Source organism: Mesobacillus sp. ABV4_180 (genome assembly GCF_056158485.1).
In genome coordinates this window covers 133,239-151,616 of record NZ_JBSWTJ010000001.1, presented here as the reverse complement: position 1 = coordinate 151,616, position 18,378 = coordinate 133,239, and the positions used below count along the sequence as shown (strand labels likewise).

The 18,378-nt window shown below is 43.9% G+C and carries 31 protein-coding genes; 27 read left to right on the top strand and 4 right to left on the bottom strand.

Features of this window, described 5'->3' with window-relative positions; all coding sequences use genetic code 11:
• The first annotated feature begins 13 nt into the window (after window positions 1–13).
• From rpsQ to rplQ, 20 genes are all read left to right on the top strand, one after another.
• Entirely contained in the window at window positions 14–277 is a 264-nt protein-coding gene (gene rpsQ, locus ACXAEA_RS00860; RefSeq protein ID WP_007085281.1) for a 30S ribosomal protein S17, read from the top strand.
• A 40-nt stretch (window positions 278–317) separates the two neighbouring features.
• Entirely contained in the window at window positions 318–686 is a 369-nt protein-coding gene (rplN, locus tag ACXAEA_RS00855) for a 50S ribosomal protein L14 (protein ID WP_475094101.1), read from the top strand.
• Between the two features lie 34 nt (window positions 687–720).
• Complete coding sequence (rplX, locus tag ACXAEA_RS00850; protein WP_125482132.1) at window positions 721–1,032, top strand: 50S ribosomal protein L24; 312 nt, start codon at window positions 721–723, stop codon at window positions 1,030–1,032.
• A gap of 26 nt (window positions 1,033–1,058) precedes the next feature.
• On the top strand, window positions 1,059–1,598 hold the full coding sequence (gene rplE, locus ACXAEA_RS00845) for a 50S ribosomal protein L5 (protein ID WP_041966519.1): 540 nt from the start codon (window positions 1,059–1,061) through the stop codon (window positions 1,596–1,598).
• Window positions 1,599–1,623: 25 nt separating this feature from the next.
• Window positions 1,624–1,809 carry a 30S ribosomal protein S14 gene (rpsN, locus tag ACXAEA_RS00840; protein ID WP_001085700.1) on the top strand — a complete coding sequence of 62 codons (186 nt, stop codon included), beginning with the start codon at window positions 1,624–1,626 and terminating at the stop codon, window positions 1,807–1,809.
• A gap of 30 nt (window positions 1,810–1,839) precedes the next feature.
• Window positions 1,840–2,238, top strand: a complete 399-nt coding sequence (gene rpsH, locus ACXAEA_RS00835; RefSeq protein WP_079504257.1) for a 30S ribosomal protein S8 — start codon at window positions 1,840–1,842, stop codon at window positions 2,236–2,238.
• Window positions 2,239–2,269: 31 nt separating this feature from the next.
• Window positions 2,270–2,806, top strand: coding sequence for a 50S ribosomal protein L6 (gene rplF, locus ACXAEA_RS00830; protein WP_475094100.1), 537 nt, complete (start codon window positions 2,270–2,272; stop codon window positions 2,804–2,806).
• Window positions 2,807–2,838: 32 nt separating this feature from the next.
• On the top strand, window positions 2,839–3,198 hold the full coding sequence (rplR, locus tag ACXAEA_RS00825) for a 50S ribosomal protein L18 (RefSeq protein ID WP_475094099.1): 360 nt from the start codon (window positions 2,839–2,841) through the stop codon (window positions 3,196–3,198).
• Window positions 3,199–3,222: 24 nt separating this feature from the next.
• A complete protein-coding gene (gene rpsE / locus ACXAEA_RS00820; RefSeq protein ID WP_207503071.1) occupies window positions 3,223–3,723 on the top strand; it encodes a 30S ribosomal protein S5 in 501 nt (166 codons plus the stop codon).
• A gap of 14 nt (window positions 3,724–3,737) precedes the next feature.
• Window positions 3,738–3,920: a 50S ribosomal protein L30 gene (rpmD, locus tag ACXAEA_RS00815; RefSeq protein WP_125482127.1), complete on the top strand. Its 183-nt coding sequence runs from the start codon at window positions 3,738–3,740 to the stop codon at window positions 3,918–3,920.
• Window positions 3,921–3,951: 31 nt separating this feature from the next.
• Complete coding sequence (rplO, locus tag ACXAEA_RS00810) at window positions 3,952–4,392, top strand: 50S ribosomal protein L15 (protein WP_475094098.1); 441 nt, start codon at window positions 3,952–3,954, stop codon at window positions 4,390–4,392.
• Window positions 4,392–5,687 carry a preprotein translocase subunit SecY gene (gene secY / locus ACXAEA_RS00805; RefSeq protein WP_475094097.1) on the top strand — a complete coding sequence of 432 codons (1,296 nt, stop codon included), beginning with the start codon at window positions 4,392–4,394 and terminating at the stop codon, window positions 5,685–5,687. Before rplO ends, secY begins: the two co-directional genes overlap by 1 nt.
• Before the next feature lie 57 nt (window positions 5,688–5,744).
• The gene (locus ACXAEA_RS00800; RefSeq protein WP_475094096.1) at window positions 5,745–6,395 is read left to right on the top strand and encodes an adenylate kinase; all 651 of its coding nucleotides are present in this window, start codon (window positions 5,745–5,747) and stop codon (window positions 6,393–6,395) included.
• On the top strand, window positions 6,395–7,141 hold the full coding sequence (map, locus tag ACXAEA_RS00795; protein WP_475094095.1) for a type I methionyl aminopeptidase: 747 nt from the start codon (window positions 6,395–6,397) through the stop codon (window positions 7,139–7,141). Before ACXAEA_RS00800 ends, map begins: the two co-directional genes overlap by 1 nt.
• Before the next feature lie 228 nt (window positions 7,142–7,369).
• Entirely contained in the window at window positions 7,370–7,588 is a 219-nt protein-coding gene (infA, locus tag ACXAEA_RS00790; RefSeq protein WP_075980338.1) for a translation initiation factor IF-1, read from the top strand.
• A 34-nt stretch (window positions 7,589–7,622) separates the two neighbouring features.
• The gene (gene rpmJ, locus ACXAEA_RS00785; protein WP_000868344.1) at window positions 7,623–7,736 is read left to right on the top strand and encodes a 50S ribosomal protein L36; all 114 of its coding nucleotides are present in this window, start codon (window positions 7,623–7,625) and stop codon (window positions 7,734–7,736) included.
• A gap of 23 nt (window positions 7,737–7,759) precedes the next feature.
• A complete protein-coding gene (rpsM, locus tag ACXAEA_RS00780) occupies window positions 7,760–8,125 on the top strand; it encodes a 30S ribosomal protein S13 (protein WP_475094094.1) in 366 nt (121 codons plus the stop codon).
• Between the two features lie 24 nt (window positions 8,126–8,149).
• On the top strand, window positions 8,150–8,539 hold the full coding sequence (gene rpsK / locus ACXAEA_RS00775) for a 30S ribosomal protein S11 (RefSeq protein WP_023626407.1): 390 nt from the start codon (window positions 8,150–8,152) through the stop codon (window positions 8,537–8,539).
• A gap of 176 nt (window positions 8,540–8,715) precedes the next feature.
• On the top strand, window positions 8,716–9,660 hold the full coding sequence (locus ACXAEA_RS00770) for a DNA-directed RNA polymerase subunit alpha (RefSeq protein WP_475094093.1): 945 nt from the start codon (window positions 8,716–8,718) through the stop codon (window positions 9,658–9,660).
• Window positions 9,661–9,736: 76 nt separating this feature from the next.
• On the top strand, window positions 9,737–10,099 hold the full coding sequence (rplQ, locus tag ACXAEA_RS00765) for a 50S ribosomal protein L17 (RefSeq protein ID WP_144481247.1): 363 nt from the start codon (window positions 9,737–9,739) through the stop codon (window positions 10,097–10,099).
• Between the two features lie 161 nt (window positions 10,100–10,260).
• On the opposite strand, the gene ACXAEA_RS00760 is transcribed toward rplQ, so the two are convergent.
• Window positions 10,261–10,389: a hypothetical protein gene (locus ACXAEA_RS00760; RefSeq protein WP_475094092.1), complete on the bottom strand. Its 129-nt coding sequence runs from the start codon at window positions 10,387–10,389 to the stop codon at window positions 10,261–10,263.
• A gap of 155 nt (window positions 10,390–10,544) precedes the next feature.
• Between ACXAEA_RS00760 and ACXAEA_RS00755 the strand changes: the two genes are divergently transcribed.
• From ACXAEA_RS00755 to rpsI, 6 genes are all read left to right on the top strand, one after another.
• Window positions 10,545–11,384, top strand: a complete 840-nt coding sequence (locus ACXAEA_RS00755; RefSeq protein ID WP_475094091.1) for an energy-coupling factor ABC transporter ATP-binding protein — start codon at window positions 10,545–10,547, stop codon at window positions 11,382–11,384.
• Entirely contained in the window at window positions 11,360–12,229 is an 870-nt protein-coding gene (locus ACXAEA_RS00750; protein ID WP_475094090.1) for an energy-coupling factor ABC transporter ATP-binding protein, read from the top strand. The genes ACXAEA_RS00755 and ACXAEA_RS00750 overlap by 25 nt, the downstream gene beginning before the upstream one ends.
• Window positions 12,226–13,023: an energy-coupling factor transporter transmembrane component T family protein gene (locus ACXAEA_RS00745; RefSeq protein WP_475094089.1), complete on the top strand. Its 798-nt coding sequence runs from the start codon at window positions 12,226–12,228 to the stop codon at window positions 13,021–13,023. Before ACXAEA_RS00750 ends, ACXAEA_RS00745 begins: the two co-directional genes overlap by 4 nt.
• Window positions 13,024–13,028: 5 nt before the next feature.
• Window positions 13,029–13,775: a tRNA pseudouridine(38-40) synthase TruA gene (gene truA, locus ACXAEA_RS00740; protein WP_475094088.1), complete on the top strand. Its 747-nt coding sequence runs from the start codon at window positions 13,029–13,031 to the stop codon at window positions 13,773–13,775.
• A gap of 182 nt (window positions 13,776–13,957) precedes the next feature.
• Window positions 13,958–14,395 (top strand): 50S ribosomal protein L13, encoded by a 438-nt coding sequence (gene rplM, locus ACXAEA_RS00735; protein WP_475094087.1) that lies wholly within the window; start codon window positions 13,958–13,960, stop codon window positions 14,393–14,395.
• A gap of 20 nt (window positions 14,396–14,415) precedes the next feature.
• Complete coding sequence (rpsI, locus tag ACXAEA_RS00730) at window positions 14,416–14,808, top strand: 30S ribosomal protein S9 (protein WP_125482115.1); 393 nt, start codon at window positions 14,416–14,418, stop codon at window positions 14,806–14,808.
• 106 nt (window positions 14,809–14,914) lie between these two features.
• Here rpsI and ACXAEA_RS00725 read toward each other — a convergent pair whose 3' ends face one another.
• The 3 genes from ACXAEA_RS00725 to ACXAEA_RS00715 all read right to left on the bottom strand — a co-directional run bounded on the left by ACXAEA_RS00725 (window position 14,915) and on the right by ACXAEA_RS00715 (window position 17,659).
• Window positions 14,915–15,625, bottom strand: a complete 711-nt coding sequence (locus ACXAEA_RS00725; RefSeq protein WP_475094086.1) for a hypothetical protein — start codon at window positions 15,623–15,625, stop codon at window positions 14,915–14,917.
• 298 nt (window positions 15,626–15,923) lie between these two features.
• Window positions 15,924–16,697, bottom strand: a complete 774-nt coding sequence (locus ACXAEA_RS00720; RefSeq protein ID WP_475094085.1) for an endonuclease I family protein — start codon at window positions 16,695–16,697, stop codon at window positions 15,924–15,926.
• On the bottom strand, window positions 16,694–17,659 hold the full coding sequence (locus ACXAEA_RS00715) for a S8 family peptidase (protein ID WP_475094084.1): 966 nt from the start codon (window positions 17,657–17,659) through the stop codon (window positions 16,694–16,696). Before ACXAEA_RS00715 ends, ACXAEA_RS00720 begins: the two co-directional genes overlap by 4 nt.
• A gap of 258 nt (window positions 17,660–17,917) precedes the next feature.
• Between ACXAEA_RS00715 and ACXAEA_RS00710 the strand changes: the two genes are divergently transcribed.
• A complete protein-coding gene (locus tag ACXAEA_RS00710; RefSeq protein WP_475094083.1) occupies window positions 17,918–18,361 on the top strand; it encodes a YbaK family protein in 444 nt (147 codons plus the stop codon).
• The last annotated feature ends 17 nt before the right edge of the window (window positions 18,362–18,378 follow it).

Here is an 18,378-nt window from a genome sequence, read left to right as displayed (position 1 = left end):
GGAGGTTCTCACAATGAGTGAACGCAACCAACGCAAAGTTTATACTGGACGCGTAGTATCTGACAAGATGGACAAAACTGTTACTGTTCTTGTTGAGACACACAAAAAGCATCCTTTATACGGCAAGCGTGTAAAATACTCTAAGAAATTCAAGGCTCATGATGAGCAAAACGAGGCAAAAATCGGCGACGTAGTACGTATCATGGAAACTCGTCCGCTATCTGCCACAAAACGTTTCCGCCTTGTTGAAGTGGTGGAAAAAGCTGTTATTATCTAATTGTTCGGATTAAGGTTTATTCCGAAGGGAGGTTACTCGCATGATCCAACAGGAAACACGTTTAAAAGTTGCTGACAATTCAGGTGCTCGTGAAGTTCTTACTATTAAGGTTCTTGGCGGTTCTGGCCGTAAGACTGCTAATATCGGAGACATCATCGTTTGCACAGTGAAACAAGCAACACCAGGTGGCGTTGTTAAAAAAGGTGACGTTGTTAAAGCAGTTATCGTTCGTACAAAGACTGGTATGCGCCGTACTGACGGTTCATATATCCGTTTTGACGAGAATGCTTGTGTAATCATCCGTGACGATAAGAGTCCTCGTGGTACTCGTATCTTCGGACCAGTTGCACGTGAGCTTCGTGACAACAACTTCATGAAGATCGTTTCATTAGCTCCAGAAGTACTATAATCTATTCCAAATGCCTTTAAGGAGGTGCACACAGATGCATGTAAAAAAAGGTGACAAAGTAATGGTCATCTCTGGTAAGGACAAAGGCAAAACAGGGATCATCCTTGAAGCTTTTCCAAAGCAAAGCCGCGTTCTTGTTGAAGGAATCAATATCGTGAAAAAACACGCTAAGCCTTCTCAAGTAAATCCACAAGGTGGAATCTTGAACCAGGAAGCACCTATCCATGTATCAAACGTTATGCCTGTTGATCCGAAGTCTGGCAAGCCAACCCGAGTTGGTTACACTGTCGAGAACGGCAAAAAGGTACGCGTTGCTAAAAAATCCGGTGAAGTTCTAGATAAATAGTCTATTGAAGAAGGGAGGTACAATCGATGAACCGCCTAAAAGAAAAGTTCAACAATGAAATAACTCCTGCTCTTATGAGCAAGTTTAACTATAAGTCAATCATGGAAGTTCCTAAACTTGAAAAGATCGTAATCAACATGGGTGTGGGTGACGCTGTTGCCAACGCTAAAGCTCTTGACGTTGCTGTTGAAGAATTAGCTACGATCACTGGTCAAAAGCCAGTTGTGACTCGCGCTAAGAAATCAATCGCTGGCTTCCGCCTTCGTGAAGGTATGCCAATCGGTGCGAAAGTAACTCTTCGCGGAGAGCGCATGTACGAATTCATCGACAAGTTAATTTCAGTATCTTTACCACGTGTACGTGACTTCCGCGGTATCTCTAAGAAGTCTTTCGACGGTCGCGGAAACTACACACTTGGTGTTAAAGAACAATTGATCTTCCCTGAAATTGATTACGATAAAGTAAACAAAGTACGTGGCATGGACATTGTTATTGTAACGACTGCTAACACTGATGAAGAAGCTCGTGAACTATTAACACAATTCGGAATGCCATTTCAAAAGTAATCTCTAATAAGAGGGAGGCGAAAACGTGGCTAAGAAATCAATGATTGCGAAACAAAAACGCACGCCTAAATTCAAAGTACAAGAGTACACTCGCTGTGAGCGCTGCGGCCGTCCGCACTCTGTATACCGCAAATTTAAGCTTTGCCGTATTTGTTTCCGTGAATTAGCATACAAAGGACAAATTCCTGGTGTGAAAAAAGCTAGCTGGTAAAACTGAAAGCTCTGGAAGGAGGTAAATTAAATGGTCATGACAGATCCGATTGCAGATTTGCTTACTCGTATTCGTAACGCGAATATGGTGCGCCACGAAAAATTAGAAGTACCTGCTTCTAACATGAAAAAAGAAATCGCTGAGATCCTTAAGCGTGAAGGTTTCGTGCGTGACGTTGAATATATCGAAGACAACAAACAAGGTATCATCCGTATCTTCTTGAAGTACGGAGCGAACAATGAGCGTGTTATCACTGGTCTTAAGAGAATCAGCAAGCCAGGACTTCGCGTTTACGCAAAATCAAACGAAGTACCTAAGGTACTTAACGGTCTAGGAATCGCATTAGTTTCAACTTCAAACGGCGTTTTAACTGACAAAGAAGCTCGCGCAAAGCAAGTTGGCGGAGAAGTTTTAGCATACGTTTGGTAATAGATTTTCTGAATGAATGGAGGTGCAACAAATGTCACGCGTAGGTAAAAAACCAATTGAAATTCCAGCTGGTGTAACTGTTACTCTTGATAACAACAACGTAACAGTTAAAGGACCAAAAGGTGAATTGTCTCGTACTTTTCACGCTGATATCGAAATCAAGGTTGAAGAGAATGTAGTCAACATTTCTCGCCCAACTGACAACAAGGAACATCGTGCATTGCACGGTACGACTCGTGCGGTTCTTGCTAACATGGTTGAAGGTGTATCTAAAGGATTTGAAAGAGGTCTTGAGCTAGTAGGTGTCGGTTACCGTGCATCTAAGCAAGGCAACAAGCTTGTCCTTAACGTAGGATACTCTCACCCAGTTGAAATCGAGGCAGAAAAAGGCATCGAGATCGAAGTTCCTGCAAATACAAAGATCATCATCAAGGGTACTGATAAAGAGCGTGTTGGCGCATTGGCTGCTAACATCCGTGACGTACGTCCACCAGAGCCTTACAAAGGTAAAGGTATTCGTTATGAAGGCGAATATGTACGCCGCAAAGAAGGTAAAACAGGTAAGTAATGCCGCATAGGTTAACGAAAGGAGTGACGTAAATGATTACGAAGGCTGATAAAAACGCTACTCGCCGTAAGAGACACGCTCGTGTCCGTGCGAAACTAAGCGGAACTGAAGCTCGTCCTCGTCTAAATGTGTTCCGTTCTAACAAGCACATTTATGCTCAACTAATCGACGATGTAAAGGGAGTAACTCTAGCGAGTGCTTCTACTTTAGATAAAGAAGTGAACGTTGAAGGCAATAACCTTGAAGCAGCTAAGCAGATCGGTGAATTAATCGCAAAGCGTGCTGTAGAAAAAGGTTACAAATCAGTAGTATTTGACCGTGGCGGATACCTCTATCATGGCCGCATCCAGGTACTTGCTGATGCTGCCCGTGAAAACGGCTTGGAATTTTAATAGAAAAAGGAGGGACACAAAAAGATGCGTCGTATTGATCCAAACAAACTTGAACTTGAAGAACGCGTAGTTACGGTTAACCGTGTTGCGAAAGTTGTTAAAGGTGGACGCCGTTTCCGTTTTTCTGCTCTAGTAGTAGTAGGAGATAAAAACGGTCATGTCGGTTTCGGTACTGGTAAAGCTCAAGAAGTACCTGAAGCGATTCGCAAAGCTATCGAAGATGCGAAGAAGAACCTAATCCAAGTACCTATGGTTGGTACTACAATTCCTCACCAGGTTATTGGACACTTTGGTGCTGGTGAAATCCTTCTGAAGCCTGCTTCTGAAGGTACAGGAGTTATCGCTGGTGGTCCAGTTCGTGCCGTTCTAGAATTGGCTGGTGTTGCAGACATCCTTTCTAAATCACTAGGAACAAACACACCAATCAACATGGTTCGTGCAACTCTTGACGGATTAAAGCAACTTAAGCGTGCAGAAGACGTAGCAAAGTTACGCGGTAAATCTGTGGAAGAACTGTTAGGATAAGGGAGGGAAATCAAATGGCTAACAAATTAGAAATTACCCTCACTCGCAGCTTGATCGGCCGTCCGCAAGATCAGCGTGAAACAGTTAAGGCTCTTGGCTTACGTAAAGTTAACCAAACAGTTGAGAAGGTTGATAATGCAGCTATCCGTGGCATGATCAACAAAGTATCTCACCTTGTTACAGTAACTGAAAAATAATTTATCCTTTTTAACATAAGGAGGTGCCAACATGAAACTTCACGAATTAAAGCCTGCAGAAGGTTCCCGTAAAGAACGTAAACGTCTAGGACGTGGTATCGGTTCTGGTCAAGGTAAAACTGCTGGTAAAGGTCACAAAGGTCAAAACGCTCGTTCAGGCGGCGGTGTACGCCTTGGTTTTGAAGGTGGTCAAACTCCTTTATTCCGACGCTTGCCAAAACGCGGTTTCACGAACATCAACCGCAAAGAATATGCAGTCGTTAACCTTGATGCTCTAAACGTATTCGAAAATGGAACAGAAGTGACTCCAGAACTATTGATCGAGACAGGTCTTGTCAAGAAAGAATTAGCAGGTGTTAAGATCCTTGCTAAGGGAAGCCTGGACAAGAAATTAACTGTCAAAGCTCATAAGTTCTCCTCTGCAGCCGAAGAAGCAATTAAAGCTGCTGGCGGTCAAACAGAGGTGATTTAATGTTCCAGACAATCTCCAATTTTATGCGCGTGGGTGAAATTAGAAATAAAATTCTCTTCACCCTTTTAATGTTGATTGTATTTCGTATCGGTACATTTATTCCTGTTCCGAACGTAAATGCAGATATTTTAAAAGCACAGGATGACATGAGTGTCTTCGGAGTGCTCAATACATTCGGCGGTGGTGCACTGCAAAACTTCTCTATCTTCGCGATGGGAATCATGCCTTACATCACTGCATCAATCATCATCCAGCTCTTGCAGATGGATGTTGTGCCAAAGTTTACTGAATGGTCGAAACAAGGAGAGGTCGGACGCCGTAAACTAGCTCAGTTTACTCGCTATTTCACGATCGTACTCGGTTTCATCCAGGCTTTCGGTATGTCTTATGGATTTAACAATATGGCAGGCGGATTATTGATCCAGAATGCCGGTATCGGAACTTACATGCTGATTGCTACGGTCTTGACTGCCGGAACTGCATTCTTAATGTGGTTAGGTGAGCAGATCACAGCAAAAGGCGTAGGCAACGGTATTTCAATTATTATCTTTGCAGGTATTGTTGCTGGTATTCCGACAATGGCTAACCAGATTTATGCACAACAGTTCGCTGATGCAGGCGACGCTTTGTTCCTTCGCATTGTTACTGTTTTGTTAATTCTTTTGGCTGTGATCGCAATCATCGTTGGAGTTATCTTTATCCAGCAGGCAACACGTAAGATACCTATTCAATACGCTAAGCGCATGAGCGCAGGCAACAACGCGGTTGGCGGCCAGAACACTCACCTTCCATTGAAAGTGAATGCTGCTGGTGTCATCCCGGTTATCTTCGCGATTTCGTTTATCGTTACACCTCCGACAATCGCTCAGTTCTTCGGCACTAATGATGTGACACTCTGGATCCAGAAGACGTTCGATTATACACAGCCGATCGGCATGATCGTGTATGTGGCACTGATCGTTGCGTTCACGTATTTCTATGCGTTCATCCAGGTGAACCCTGAACAGGTTGCCGAAAACCTGAAGAAGCAAGGTGGATATGTCCCAGGCATCCGTCCGGGCAAAAATACACAGGAATACTTGACAAGGGTTCTTTACCGTCTGACTTTAGTCGGCGCAATCTTCCTTTCAGTAATCTCTGTGCTGCCAGTATTTTTCATTAAATTTGCTGGTCTGCCTCAATCTGTACAGATTGGCGGAACAAGCTTGCTAATCGTAGTCGGCGTTGCGCTAGAAACGATGAAGCAACTTGAAGCTCAGCTGGTAAAACGCCATTATAAAGGCTTTATAAAATAAGATTTAGGGGACTCTTAGTTCCCTGAATCTTTAAATAGAGACTGAGGGGGAAAACTTGTGAATTTAGTTCTGATGGGGCTTCCGGGTGCCGGTAAGGGCACGCAAGCCGACAAAATTGTTGGTAAATACAACATCCCTCATATCTCAACTGGAGATATGTTCCGTGCAGCTATCAAAGAAGGAACGGAACTTGGACTACAGGCAAAATCGTTTATGGACAAGGGAGAGCTAGTTCCTGATGAAGTTACAATCGGGATTGTCCGTGAGCGCCTAAGCAAGGAAGATTGTGAGAATGGGTTCCTTTTGGATGGTTTCCCGCGCACAGTCGCTCAAGCTGAGGCTCTAGACACTATGCTTGCTGATCTTGGCAAAAAAATTGATTATGTCATCAACATTGATGTTGATCAAAGTATTCTGATGGAGCGTTTGACAGGACGCAGGATTTGTAAAAACTGTGGAGCAACTTACCACCTCGTATTCAATCCTCCAGCAAAGGAAGGCGTTTGTGATCGTTGTGGAGGCGAGCTGTACCAGCGCGCTGATGATAATGCTGAAACAGTCCAAAACCGTCTGGAAGTTAATATCCAGCAAACAAAGCCTCTGTTGAACTTCTATGAAGATAAAGGTTACTTGCGCAATATCAACGGTCAGCAGGACATTAATGTCGTATTTGCTGATATCGAAGAATTGCTTGGGGGCTTAAATTAATGATCATCTGCAAAACCCCTCGTGAAATAGAGATTATGCGAGAAGCAGGTCGTATTGTTGCGTTGACTCACCAGGAGTTGAAGAAACATATTGCTCCTGGCATTAAAACTGAAGAACTGGATGCCATTGTTGAAGATTTCATCCGCAAACATGGTGCTACTCCTTCTTTTAAAGGTTATAATGGTTTTCGCGGCAGCATCTGTGCATCCGTCAATAACGAACTAGTTCACGGGATTCCTGGTGAACGGGTTCTGAAAGATGGCGACATCATCAGCATTGATATCGGTGCCAAGTACAACGGATACCACGGGGACTCCGCCTGGACTTATCCGGTAGGGATGATTGATGAAGAATCCCAGCGTCTGTTGGACGTGACTGAAGAATCTTTGTTCATAGGCTTAAAAGAAGCCAAGCCAGGAGAACGTCTTTCGAATATCTCCCATGCGATTCAAACGTATGTAGAATCAGAAGGCTTTTCGATCGTTCGTGAGTATGTCGGCCATGGAATTGGGCAAGAATTGCATGAGGACCCGCAAATTCCTCATTACGGCCCTCCTAACAGGGGACCCAGGCTGAAGCCTGGTATGGTTCTATGTATAGAACCGATGGTGAATGCAGGAAGCCGCTATGTTAAAACGTTAGCCGATGATTGGACTGTCGTGACGGTTGACGGTAAGATGTGTGCCCATTTCGAGCATACTATCGCGATCACGGAAGATGGCTTCGAGATTTTAACGAAGGCCTGATTGATCGATTCCGTACACCTGATGCTTTTTTAAATCGCAAATAGGCGAAAATGTAATTTAATGCGGACGGGAAGACAGCTTTATGTTATAATCATAAGGTTGATTATTTCTCAACAATAATTTCTGGTTGCATTGCTGCTTAGAACTTGTCACAATTGGAAAGCTGCACTCCGGTATAACGGAGTATATGATTTAATACGAAATTGAATAAAGAAGGGAGACCAGTATATGGCGAAAGATGATGTAATTGAAATTGAAGGCACAGTAACTGAAACTTTGCCGAATGCAATGTTTAAGGTAGAATTAGAGAATGGTCATACCGTGTTAGCTCATGTTTCCGGCAAAATTAGAATGCACTTCATTCGAATCCTGCCTGGAGATAAAGTAACAGTTGAGCTTTCTCCATATGATTTGACTCGCGGAAGAATTACCTACCGCTTTAAATAAACCGTGACTCCGTACTATCAAGGAGGTTAGAGTAATGAAAGTGAGACCATCTGTTAAGCCAATTTGCGAGAAGTGTAAAGTTATTCGCAGACGCGGTAAAGTAATGGTGATCTGTGAAAACCCTAAACATAAACAAAAACAAGGTTAATATTAAAGGAGGTGCGCATCTAGATGGCACGTATTGCTGGTGTAGATATTCCACGTGAAAAGCGTGTAGTTATTGCTTTAACATATATTTATGGGATCGGCAGACCAACTGCTGAAAAGGTTCTTTCTGATGCTGGTGTTTCTGAAGACACTCGCGTTCGCGATCTTACTGAAGAAGAACTAAACAAAATCCGTGATATCATCGATAAGCTAAAGGTAGAAGGTGACCTTCGCCGTGAAATTTCATTAAACATCAAGCGTCTAATGGAAATCGGTTCATACCGTGGCTTGCGTCATCGTCGTGGCTTGCCTGTTCGCGGACAAAACACGAAGAACAACGCACGTACTCGTAAAGGTCCTCGTAAGACTGTAGCTAACAAGAAAAAATAATCCGTAAAGGAGGGTAACATTTAAATGGCTCGTAAAACTAATACACGCAAACGCCGCGTCAAAAAGAATATTGAAAGTGGAGTTGCGCATATTCGTTCAACTTTTAACAACACTATCGTAACAATTACAGACGTACATGGTAATGCATTATCATGGTCTAGTGCAGGTGCGCTTGGTTTCAAGGGTTCACGTAAATCCACTCCATTCGCAGCACAAATGGCTGCTGAAACTGCAGCTAAGACTTCAATGGAACATGGCCTAAAAACTCTTGAGGTTACTGTTAAGGGACCAGGTGCTGGCCGTGAAGCAGCAATCCGTGCTCTTCAAGCAGCAGGTCTTGAAGTTACAGCGATCAAAGATGTAACTCCAGTTCCTCATAACGGTTGCCGCCCACCAAAACGTCGCCGTGTTTAATTTTTCTGTATAGAATTTGTAGTCCTGTCTATAATGGGATATGATACAAATATTTTCTAGGTATACAGAAATCATTAATCCAGTTGTTGTGCACAAACGGGAACGTATACATGGGGGAATTTCGGTAAGGTAAAAAGCCTGCCGGGGTTTCGACGTTTTGAAGGAGGGTATATTTGATGATCGAAATAGAAAAACCAAAAATCGAAACGGTTGAGATCAGCGATGATGCCAAGTACGGCAAGTTTGTCGTAGAACCGCTTGAGCGTGGATATGGTACAACTTTGGGTAACTCCTTACGTCGTATCCTATTATCTTCACTCCCAGGTGCAGCTGTCACATCGATTCAAATCGATGGAGTACTTCATGAGTTCTCAACAATTGAAGGCGTCGTAGAAGATGTTACATCAATCATTCTAAACGTTAAGAAATTAGCGTTGAAAATCTACTCTGATGAAGAGAAGACACTTGAAATCGACTTGCAGGGCGAAGGTCCAGTTACTGCAGCATCGATTACGCATGACAGTGATGTTGAAATCCTTAATCCGGATCTTCAAATCGCGACACTTTCAAGCAAAGGTTCATTGCGTATGCGTTTGACTGCAAGAAGAGGACGCGGTTATACTCCTGCAGACCAAAACAAGCGTGAAGACCAGCCGATCGGTGTTATTCCTATCGACTCAATCTATACGCCAGTTTCTCGTGTAACTTATCAGGTAGAAAACACACGTGTAGGGCAAATGACGAATTATGACAAGCTGGTATTTGACGTATGGACAGATGGCAGCACAGGTCCTAAGGAAGCTATTGCACTAGGTTCTAAGATCTTGACTGAGCACTTGAACATTTTTGTCGGCCTGACTGACGAAGCTCAAAATGCTGAGATCATGGTTGAAAAAGAAGAAGATCAAAAAGAAAAAGTTCTGGAAATGACAATTGAGGAACTTGACCTTTCTGTTCGATCATATAACTGCTTAAAGCGTGCCGGTATCAACACTGTCCAGGAGCTTGCTCACAAGACAGAGGAAGATATGATGAAAGTGCGTAACCTTGGCAGAAAATCATTAGAAGAAGTAAAAGCAAAACTAGAAGAGCTAGGCTTAGGCTTGCGCAAGGATGACTAGTTATTGATTTACTAGCCATATTGCTGTCAGTCTCATAACTGCCGGCTTATGACTTCAACAAAGGAGGGAAACACTCATGGGATACAGAAAGTTAGGACGCACAAGTGCCCAGCGTAAAGCAATGCTACGTGACTTAACAACTGATTTGATTATCAATGAGCGTATTGAAACTACTGAAACACGTGCGAAAGAGCTTCGTTCAGTTGTTGAGAAAATGATTACTCTTGGAAAGCGCGGAGACCTTCACGCTCGCCGTCAAGCATCTGCTTGGGTTCGCCACGAAGTTGCAAACGCTGAAACAAACCAGGATGCAGTACAGAAATTATTCGCTGACATCGCTCCACGTTATGCTGAGCGTCAAGGTGGATACACTCGTATCATGAAACTTGGACCACGCCGCGGTGACGGTGCGCCAATGGTAATTATCGAGTTAGTTTAATACGTTAAACACTCGGGCAAGGGCGATGGACAGTTTATACAAACTTGTTTCATCCCCTTTTTTTACTATACGCGGGGAGTGAATTCCCTGCCGAAAACTGAAAAAAGCAGCACAAGCCAAAACGAGCGTTATGATGAGCAGGCCACTAGAGAAGGAAAAGTTCACTCGCCTCTTTGGCCGGTTACTTCAGGATTGAACGAGACGTCCTGAATCGGTGTTGATTGATATGGATTATGGATCCGTACAATTTCCGCCGGAGTTTTTCTGCCTGTCTCGTCTAGCTCATGCACTTCTCCCCAGTCCTTTTAGGACATTGCCATTTGCGGATCGCTTCCGCTCGGGGAGAGGTGCAGGCTTTTTTTATATCCGGAGATTTTTTATATAATAAAAATGCAATTAAATAGAGAAGAGTCAGTGAAGAAGAGTTGAGAGGAGGAAGACGGAGATGAGCAAGCCCCTTGTAAGCATCCAAAATGTTTCTTTCAGTTATGAAGGGCAACAGAATCCTGCCTTGAATAATATCAGCTTTGATATTTATGAAGGTGAATGGCTGGCAATTGTTGGCCACAACGGGTCAGGCAAGTCAACGCTTGCCAAGCTTTTGAACGGTCTGCAATTTCCCCAGGAGGGCTCCATTACCGTATGCGGCTATACCTTATCCGAGGACACCGTATGGGATATCAGAGAAAATGTAGGAATGGTTTTTCAAAATCCTGATAATCAATTCGTTGGAACAACGGTTCGGGATGATGTGGCTTTTGGTCTGGAAAATCACGGCGTGCCAAGGGAAACCATGGTAGAGCGCGTGCAGAATTCTCTTGAAAAAGTCAAAATGGGATCCTTTCTGAATCAAGAGCCGCACCATCTTTCAGGCGGCCAAAAACAGCGTGTCGCCATCGCAGGTGTTCTTGCCCTGCAGCCGGCTATTATCATATTGGACGAGGCAACATCCATGCTCGATCCACGCGGCCGGGCAGAGGTCATAGACACTGTACGTGATTTGAAGAATCGTGAAAATATTACGGTCATCTCCATCACCCATGACCTTGAGGAAGCAGCAAAGGCTGACAGAATCATCGTCATGAATAAGGGCGAACTTTACCGAGAAGGAAGCCCTGAGGAGATTTTCGAGATGGATCAAGAACTGGTTAAATTGGGACTGGATATTCCTTTCCCTGTAAAAATGAGCAAAATCATGCGTCAAAAGGGAATAGAACTTGCAAAATCATATTTGACAGAAGAAGAGCTGGTGACTGGATTATGGACATCTCACTCAAAAATGTAGAATATCGTTACCAGGCTGATTCCCCATTCGAGCGTCTTGCCATATCCGATGTATCCTTTGACATTCCTTCTGGGACCTATCTTGCAATCATCGGCCACACGGGTTCAGGCAAGTCAACAGTACTTCAACATCTGAATGCATTGTTAAAGCCTACTAACGGCTCTGTAATAATAGGAAGCAGAGAAATCAAAGCAAAGCGAAAAGAAAAGAATCTGAAAAGTGTCCGTGAGAAAGTGGGCATTGTGTTCCAATTCCCTGAACACCAGTTATTCGAAGAAACAGTAGAGAAAGATATCATGTTTGGCCCGATGAATTTTGGTGTTTCAGAGAAGGAAGCGAAGGCTCGAGCAAGGGCTGCGATCAGCCTGGTGGGACTGCCTGAAGAAATCCTTCAGAAATCACCATTTGACTTATCAGGCGGACAGATGCGACGGGTTGCAATTGCAGGCGTGCTTGCAATGGAGCCGGAAGTCATTGTTCTGGACGAGCCGACTGCAGGACTCGATCCACGCGGCCGGAAAGAAATCATGGACTTATTTTATACTCTTCATAAAAAGAGAAATTTATCCACTATTCTCGTTACCCATAGCATGGAAGACGCTGCACGTTATGCGGATGAGATTGTCGTCATGCATCAGGGAAAGGTTTATTCAAAAGGCACACCTGATCAGATTTTTTCCAATCCTAAGGCGCTGATTGACATGGGACTCGATGTTCCAGAGGTGGTAGGGTTGCAATTAAGGATTGAGGAAGCATTCAACACGAAATTCAGCAAAATCAGTCTCTCCGAGGATGAACTTGCCGAAATGGTCGCAGTGTTTTTGGAAGGGGGAGATTCAAAATGATGGAGAAAATGATCTTTGGCCGCTATGTGCCAGGAGATTCGATCCTGCATCGGATGGACCCCCGCTCCAAGCTGATTATCGTCTTCTTGTTCGTCTGCGTGGTGTTCATCGCGAATAATGTGATGACATATGGCATCCTTGCCGCATACACATTCCTGATGGTCGGGATGTCCAAGATTCCTCCGAGATTCCTGTATGGTGGTTTGAAGCCAGTGCTGCTGCTTGTCATCTTTACCTTCTTGCTCCACCTTTTCATGACAAAGGGAGGCGAACTCGTTTTTGAGCTAGGCTGGCTGAAAATCTATGAGGAGGGAATCAGGCAGGGGATCTTTATCTCCCTGCGTTTCTTGCTATTGATTCTGATCACGTCACTTTTGACGCTGACGACCACTCCAATCGAGATTACAGACGGTCTGGAAACCTTGTTGAACCCTTTGAAAAAATTCAAGTTCCCTGTTCACGAACTGGCACTGATGATGTCCATTTCATTGAGATTCATCCCAACGCTCATGCAGGAAACGGATAAAATCATGAAGGCGCAAACGGCAAGAGGGGTAGAGTATAACAGCGGACCAATCAAAGAACGTATTAAAGCCATCGTACCCTTGCTGATTCCGTTATTCATCAGCTCGTTCAAGCGGGCAGAGGAGCTCGCAGTCGCGATGGAGGCCAGAGGTTACAAAGGCGGGGAAGGACGCACAAAATACCGCCAGCTGACATGGGGAATGTCTGACACAAGCATGATCCTGTTCCTTGCAACAGTAACGATTCTATTAATTGTCTTAAGAGGGTAATGAAAATGCCGCGAATAAAATGTACAGTATCATACGATGGCACCCATTTTTCCGGCTATCAGGTTCAGCCTGGCAAAAGGACGGTCCAGGGAGACATCGAAAAGGTGCTGGAAAAGCTGAATAAGGGTGAAAGCGTCAGGATCAGCGCATCAGGCCGTACAGACGCAAGCGTGCATGCCCGCGGCCAGGTTATTCATTTTGACACAATGCTTGAAATTGAGCCTTCCAAGTGGCAAATTGCGCTTAATTCATTGCTCCCTGATGACATTGCCGTTAACTCAGCGGAAATCGTCCCAAACGATTTTCACGCCCGCTTTGATGCGTCAGGAAAAGAATACCGATACTTTTTGTATCCGTCTAAGAATCGGGACCCTTTCAAGCGTAATTATGCTTATCAGTTTCCATTTGCGCTGGATTTCGCGGCAATGCGGGAGGCTGGCAAGCATCTTCTTGGGACACATGACTTTACTAGTTTTTGCTCTGCGAAAACAGAAGTGGAAGACCGCGTAAGGGAATTGAAGGAAATAGACATCCGCGAGGAAAATGGGATGTTGGTGTTCCGGTTTGTCGGCAACGGTTTCCTTTACAATATGGTGAGGATTCTTGTCGGTACTTTGCTGGAAGTGGGCACTGGCAAGAGAGCAGCTGACAGCATGCCAGAACTGTTGCTGCTAAAGGATCGAACCCTCGCCGGCAAGACAGCACCAGGGCATGGATTGTATCTTTGGAAGGTATTTTATGAAGAAGATTGATCATGAATGATAAAAAAACAATATGACAACTAATCCTGGTGTTGACAATCTCTCAAACACGGGTTAATATATCATATGTATGTATTTTAAACCCACGATCAGCCCCGGAAGAGCTTTATCGTGTTTGAAAATATACTCACAAATGAACTTGATTTTTTTTTGACTATTTAGGAGGGAAACTCATGCGTACAACGTTTATGGCAAATGCCAACAATATCGAGCGTAAATGGTACGTAGTTGACGCTGCAGGCAAGACTCTTGGTCGCCTTTCAACTGAAGTTGCAGCTATTCTACGTGGTAAACATAAACCAACTTTCACACCACATGTTGACACTGGTGATCACGTAATCATCATCAACGCTTCTAAGATCGAACTTACTGGTAAGAAACTTACTGACAAAATCTACTACCGCCACACAATGCACCCAGGTGGATTGAAGCAAAGAACAGCTCTTGAAATGCGTACTAACTACGCTGAAAAGATGCTTGAACTTGCAATCAAAGGTATGCTTCCAAAGAACTCTCTTGGACGCCAAATGTTCAGAAAGCTTCATGTATATGCTGGTAACGAGCATCCACATCAAGCACAACAACCTGAAGTTTACGAACTTCGCGGATAATTAATAAGGAGGTAATTGACTTGGCACAGGTTCAATATATCGGTACTGGTCGTCGTAAGAGCTCCGTTGCACGAGTTCGTTTAGTACCAGGCACTGGAAAAATTACAATCAACGATCGTGAAATTGAAAACTATATCCCATTCGCAGCGCTACGTGAAGTAGTTAAGCAGCCACTTGTTGCTACTGAAACTGTAGGAAGCTACGATATTCTTGTAAACGTAAATGGCGGTGGATACACTGGCCAGGCTGGCGCAATCCGCCACGGTATCGCTCGTGCGTTACTACAAGCTGACCCAGAATTCCGTCCAACACTTAAGCGTGCAGGACTACTGACTCGTGACGCTCGTATGAAAGAACGTAAGAAATACGGTCTTAAAGGCGCTCGTCGTGCACCTCAGTTCTCAAAGCGTTAATTTTTGGCGCTTCAAAAGGCTCTCAACCATTGGTTGGGGGTCTTTTTTTATTCATTGGAAAAATGGAGAAAACGGGGACATTCAAAAATGTCCCCGTCCCAATCAATTAATCTTCATATCCCTGCATGGATTCCATATGGCTGGCAATCATCGCGATGATCGTAGGCGCTTCTTCCTTTGTAAAAATAAAATTTGTTTCGTCTTTGATTATTTCATCATCTTCAGTCCATAATCGGTTAATGCGGCGAAGAACTCCGTCTCCGGTTTCCTCCACAAGCCCAAATTGATACGTCACTTCTACCTCTTCTTCCCTAAAGAAGGCTGTGACTTCAGGAGTTTCCCATTCCACATCTATTTCTTCAAAAAGGTCATCATCATCAACCAGTTCAGAGTAGTATAGTCCATCCTCTTCATCCGAGACATCGAACTGAGCATCATCATAGGCATCTGTATATACCGTGTCATCATCATCCACAGCATATACAACATCCACACCGTCGTCCTCGTCGTTTATGTAGTTGTGAAAACCTTCGTGAACGGCATCTACGATATCGTCAATATCTGATAGAATGACTCTTGCCGGCTGCTCCAGTTCATCATCGATTGTTTCAGTATAAAACTCTTCATTGTGCGGATCGAAAAAAAGAGTATAGAAATATTCCCTTTCATCATCCGCGTAATCCACAAAAAACTCAATTCTCGGATGCTTTGATCCTCTCTCAACAGCCATCTGGCCTTCCTGATCATATTTCTCGCAAATGGATTCAAGGTGATCCTGCAATTCCCCAACCACACGGTCAAACCATTCCATCGACATAGCCATCCATCCCTTCGTCAGTATTCTGTATTAGTTTGCCCCGCGGGTGAAAATTCCTCATAGAATAGGTTGGTAAATCATGTTAGTGGTGAAAGGAGACTTGCTGCATTTCCCGAAATGGGGAAATTGAAGCGTAAACGGTAAAAGGAAGGGGTCTGCATTGCCCGAAAATAACAAACCGAAGCAGTAACCGTAAAAGGAGACCTAATGCAGCGATCAAAAATGAAGTTTTGTACCTGAAGAGGTAATGGATACTGATGAATACCAAAAACCGCCTGTAAGCCCAGGCGGTTCTTGTCTACATTCCAAGCATTTTATCAGCCAACTCAGGAAAATCAATAAAAGGATTTCGGTTTCCCTGCAGCTCCTGGATTGCTGCATTTCGATGTTGTTCATAAATCGTTACTGGATGCTCGAAATGCCACCGCAGTAACAGATCGAAATCCATTTTATCCTTAAGAGAAATCACATCACTGTACCTTAAATCAAAATAGAAAACGGCTCTTGCCACATAGCCCTTGCCATACTCAGGCTCGAACTTATTACCATCTGCCATGCCGCAGCCTGTCCGAATTCCTGTAGCTTCCACTTCAGGTGGATAGAACTGAAAATCATAATACGGGTAATTGCTCCTCATGCTGTTGCAGCCTGGCTCACAGGCAAAGAGGTGGTGAAGATCGCCCCGCATTGGCTCGTCCCCGTCAAACCAGGATTGGGGTACTACATGCTCTGTATTAAAGATAACCTGTCCTTCGAGACCTCCTTCTTCTAGAGTTTTCAATAGATATAAATCCTCTTCCATTACCTTCACGGGGTCAAGGTCCTGTCCCGAATACAAGCTCTTCAGCTGGAGGTTTTCCTGCAGATCGACCCAAGGATATACATACTCATGGGGGGAGTATCTTAACTGGACAGTATGGGTATTCTTCAGCAGGGAATGCAGTTCTTCTGGAGCAAAAGCTGTACCGCAATAATACTTGTTCCGCTTTTCCGAATCCTGGACAGCATCGTAATATGTTTTGTTATTGATATTTTGAACATAAGCCGCGATAGCCGGAGTGGTACGGATCATACTGCATCCATGACCATAGCTTTGAAGTTCTGTTCTAAGATTTCATTCAAGAGATCAGGTACTGTCAGGTAAACAAGGCCGTTGCCTTCCAGTTTTAACGAATTGCCCAATGGAACAGTCCGCTTGATCAATTGAGCATATAACTCCGGTTCGGAAAGATCTCTCTCAAACCGCTGTTTTGCATAAGTTTTTATCAACGCCAGTGCACCTGATACATGCGGAGCGGCCATTGATGTTCCGCTCAAAGTTGCATATTTTCCGTTGAGATAAGTAGAAGTAATGGCTTCGCCAGGCGCGACTAAATCAATTTCATTATGTGAATTTGTAAAATCGGATGAGCCTCTTTCAAGGTTCACCGCGCCAACACTGATGACTTCGTTATAAGCACCGGGGTAGGCGAATTCATTCGTGGAGTCGTCGCCGTCGCCTTCATTACCTGCGGCGCATACGACAAGGATGTTATTTTTAACAGCAGTTTTAATTGCTTCGTGGAGTTCATTTACATCCGCCGGCCCGCCAAGTGACATCGAGATGACATCTGCTTTTTGTTCAATGGCATAGTGGATTCCTTTGATGATCCACTCATACTTGCCGGAACCTGCTTTATTCAGTACTTTTACAATCAATAATCCAGCTTCGGGAGCAACACCAATCACGCCTGCCTCATTTTCATGAGCGGCAATCGTACCAGCTACATGAGTGCCATGGCCATTGTAATCATTGAAAATATCCGGGTTGCCGCGGTCATCGTCAGTAAAATTCCTGCCGCCGATGATTCTGTCCTTTAAATCAGGGTGGGTGGTTTCACAGCCAGTGTCCAATACAGCTACTTTAATCCCCGTTCCTTTTGTCTCGTTCCAAAGCTTGGGAGCCTGAATTAACTCCACGCCCTTTGGGACTTCTTTTATTTCCTCAGTTTCTTCAATAACTTTGTAAGGAATAACGCGAACATCTTGCTCCATATCTTTCCCTCCTCAGAGATAAAATTGAAGCCTGTTCTAGTTGTAATAACTAGTCTAACAATTCTGACTATTAATGAACAGTACCGTTAGTAGGGTTATTACTAGAAAAAAATATCCAAATATGGGCAATTCATACTAATTCAGTAAGCTGGAAATTATTCAGTAAACGTCTGAGAAAACTGGAAAAGGAAACGTTCTTCAATGTGGTATTACACCATCAGGTAGGTTGAACACTATTTCCTAAGGGGTGAGAATACTTTGAACGTCGTAACGACTTTTGTAGATAAAAGAAGGCAAAAACAAGTCAAGTATGAGCGATCGATGCTCCGTGAATTATCAATTAATATCCTGCAAAACAGGGTTAAACAATATTTTGGATCTTCAAGGCTTACCTCTAATCTTGTGATGAATTCAGGAATAGAAGAAGCTTGTTATGATGTGGCGATAGAAGCATATTTGCTCGGTGCTAAATTCAGCCGATTTGGATATTTTGGTGAATCAATCGAAACAGTAAGGCCTCGGTGTGAACAAGAAGAAAGGCACCTGATCGATACTCTCTATAATTTTTTCCTGTTCTGGGGGAAGGGAGAAGAGGGTGCAGGGTCAGAGGAGCTTTACTACTTATGCGAGCGATACGTTGACAGCTGGTGGAGTGAAGGGTTTTTCAAAGGCGAAAAGAAATATAAACTGAGGCTCCACTAAACCTGCTCAAGTTCTAA

Excerpts from the sequence above, each read along its gene's own strand:
- ACXAEA_RS00715 (WP_475094084.1), bottom strand. The coding sequence starts at position 17,659 with ATGGAGCAAGATGTTCGCGTTATTCCTTACAAAGTTATTGAAGAAACT.
- rplM (WP_475094087.1), top strand. The coding sequence starts at position 13,958 with ATGCGTACAACGTTTATGGCAAATGCCAACAATATCGAGCGTAAATGG.
- rpsH (WP_079504257.1), top strand. The coding sequence starts at position 1,840 with ATGGTCATGACAGATCCGATTGCAGATTTGCTTACTCGTATTCGTAAC.
- rplO (WP_475094098.1), top strand. The coding sequence starts at position 3,952 with ATGAAACTTCACGAATTAAAGCCTGCAGAAGGTTCCCGTAAAGAACGT.
- map (WP_475094095.1), top strand. The coding sequence starts at position 6,395 with ATGATCATCTGCAAAACCCCTCGTGAAATAGAGATTATGCGAGAAGCA.
- rplX (WP_125482132.1), top strand. The coding sequence starts at position 721 with ATGCATGTAAAAAAAGGTGACAAAGTAATGGTCATCTCTGGTAAGGAC.
- rplF (WP_475094100.1), top strand. The coding sequence starts at position 2,270 with ATGTCACGCGTAGGTAAAAAACCAATTGAAATTCCAGCTGGTGTAACT.
- rplQ (WP_144481247.1), top strand. The coding sequence starts at position 9,737 with ATGGGATACAGAAAGTTAGGACGCACAAGTGCCCAGCGTAAAGCAATG.
- rplN (WP_475094101.1), top strand. The coding sequence starts at position 318 with ATGATCCAACAGGAAACACGTTTAAAAGTTGCTGACAATTCAGGTGCT.
- ACXAEA_RS00755 (WP_475094091.1), top strand. The coding sequence starts at position 10,545 with ATGAGCAAGCCCCTTGTAAGCATCCAAAATGTTTCTTTCAGTTATGAA.
- rpsM (WP_475094094.1), top strand. The coding sequence starts at position 7,760 with ATGGCACGTATTGCTGGTGTAGATATTCCACGTGAAAAGCGTGTAGTT.
- ACXAEA_RS00720 (WP_475094085.1), bottom strand. The coding sequence starts at position 16,697 with ATGATCCGTACCACTCCGGCTATCGCGGCTTATGTTCAAAATATCAAT.
- rplR (WP_475094099.1), top strand. The coding sequence starts at position 2,839 with ATGATTACGAAGGCTGATAAAAACGCTACTCGCCGTAAGAGACACGCT.
- ACXAEA_RS00750 (WP_475094090.1), top strand. The coding sequence starts at position 11,360 with ATGGACATCTCACTCAAAAATGTAGAATATCGTTACCAGGCTGATTCC.
- rpmD (WP_125482127.1), top strand. The coding sequence starts at position 3,738 with ATGGCTAACAAATTAGAAATTACCCTCACTCGCAGCTTGATCGGCCGT.
- rpmJ (WP_000868344.1), top strand. The coding sequence starts at position 7,623 with ATGAAAGTGAGACCATCTGTTAAGCCAATTTGCGAGAAGTGTAAAGTT.
- rpsE (WP_207503071.1), top strand. The coding sequence starts at position 3,223 with ATGCGTCGTATTGATCCAAACAAACTTGAACTTGAAGAACGCGTAGTT.
- rplE (WP_041966519.1), top strand. The coding sequence starts at position 1,059 with ATGAACCGCCTAAAAGAAAAGTTCAACAATGAAATAACTCCTGCTCTT.
- infA (WP_075980338.1), top strand. The coding sequence starts at position 7,370 with ATGGCGAAAGATGATGTAATTGAAATTGAAGGCACAGTAACTGAAACT.
- rpsK (WP_023626407.1), top strand. The coding sequence starts at position 8,150 with ATGGCTCGTAAAACTAATACACGCAAACGCCGCGTCAAAAAGAATATT.
- ACXAEA_RS00770 (WP_475094093.1), top strand. The coding sequence starts at position 8,716 with ATGATCGAAATAGAAAAACCAAAAATCGAAACGGTTGAGATCAGCGAT.
- ACXAEA_RS00725 (WP_475094086.1), bottom strand. The coding sequence starts at position 15,625 with ATGTCGATGGAATGGTTTGACCGTGTGGTTGGGGAATTGCAGGATCAC.
- rpsQ (WP_007085281.1), top strand. The coding sequence starts at position 14 with ATGAGTGAACGCAACCAACGCAAAGTTTATACTGGACGCGTAGTATCT.
- secY (WP_475094097.1), top strand. The coding sequence starts at position 4,392 with ATGTTCCAGACAATCTCCAATTTTATGCGCGTGGGTGAAATTAGAAAT.
- truA (WP_475094088.1), top strand. The coding sequence starts at position 13,029 with ATGCCGCGAATAAAATGTACAGTATCATACGATGGCACCCATTTTTCC.
- ACXAEA_RS00745 (WP_475094089.1), top strand. The coding sequence starts at position 12,226 with ATGATGGAGAAAATGATCTTTGGCCGCTATGTGCCAGGAGATTCGATC.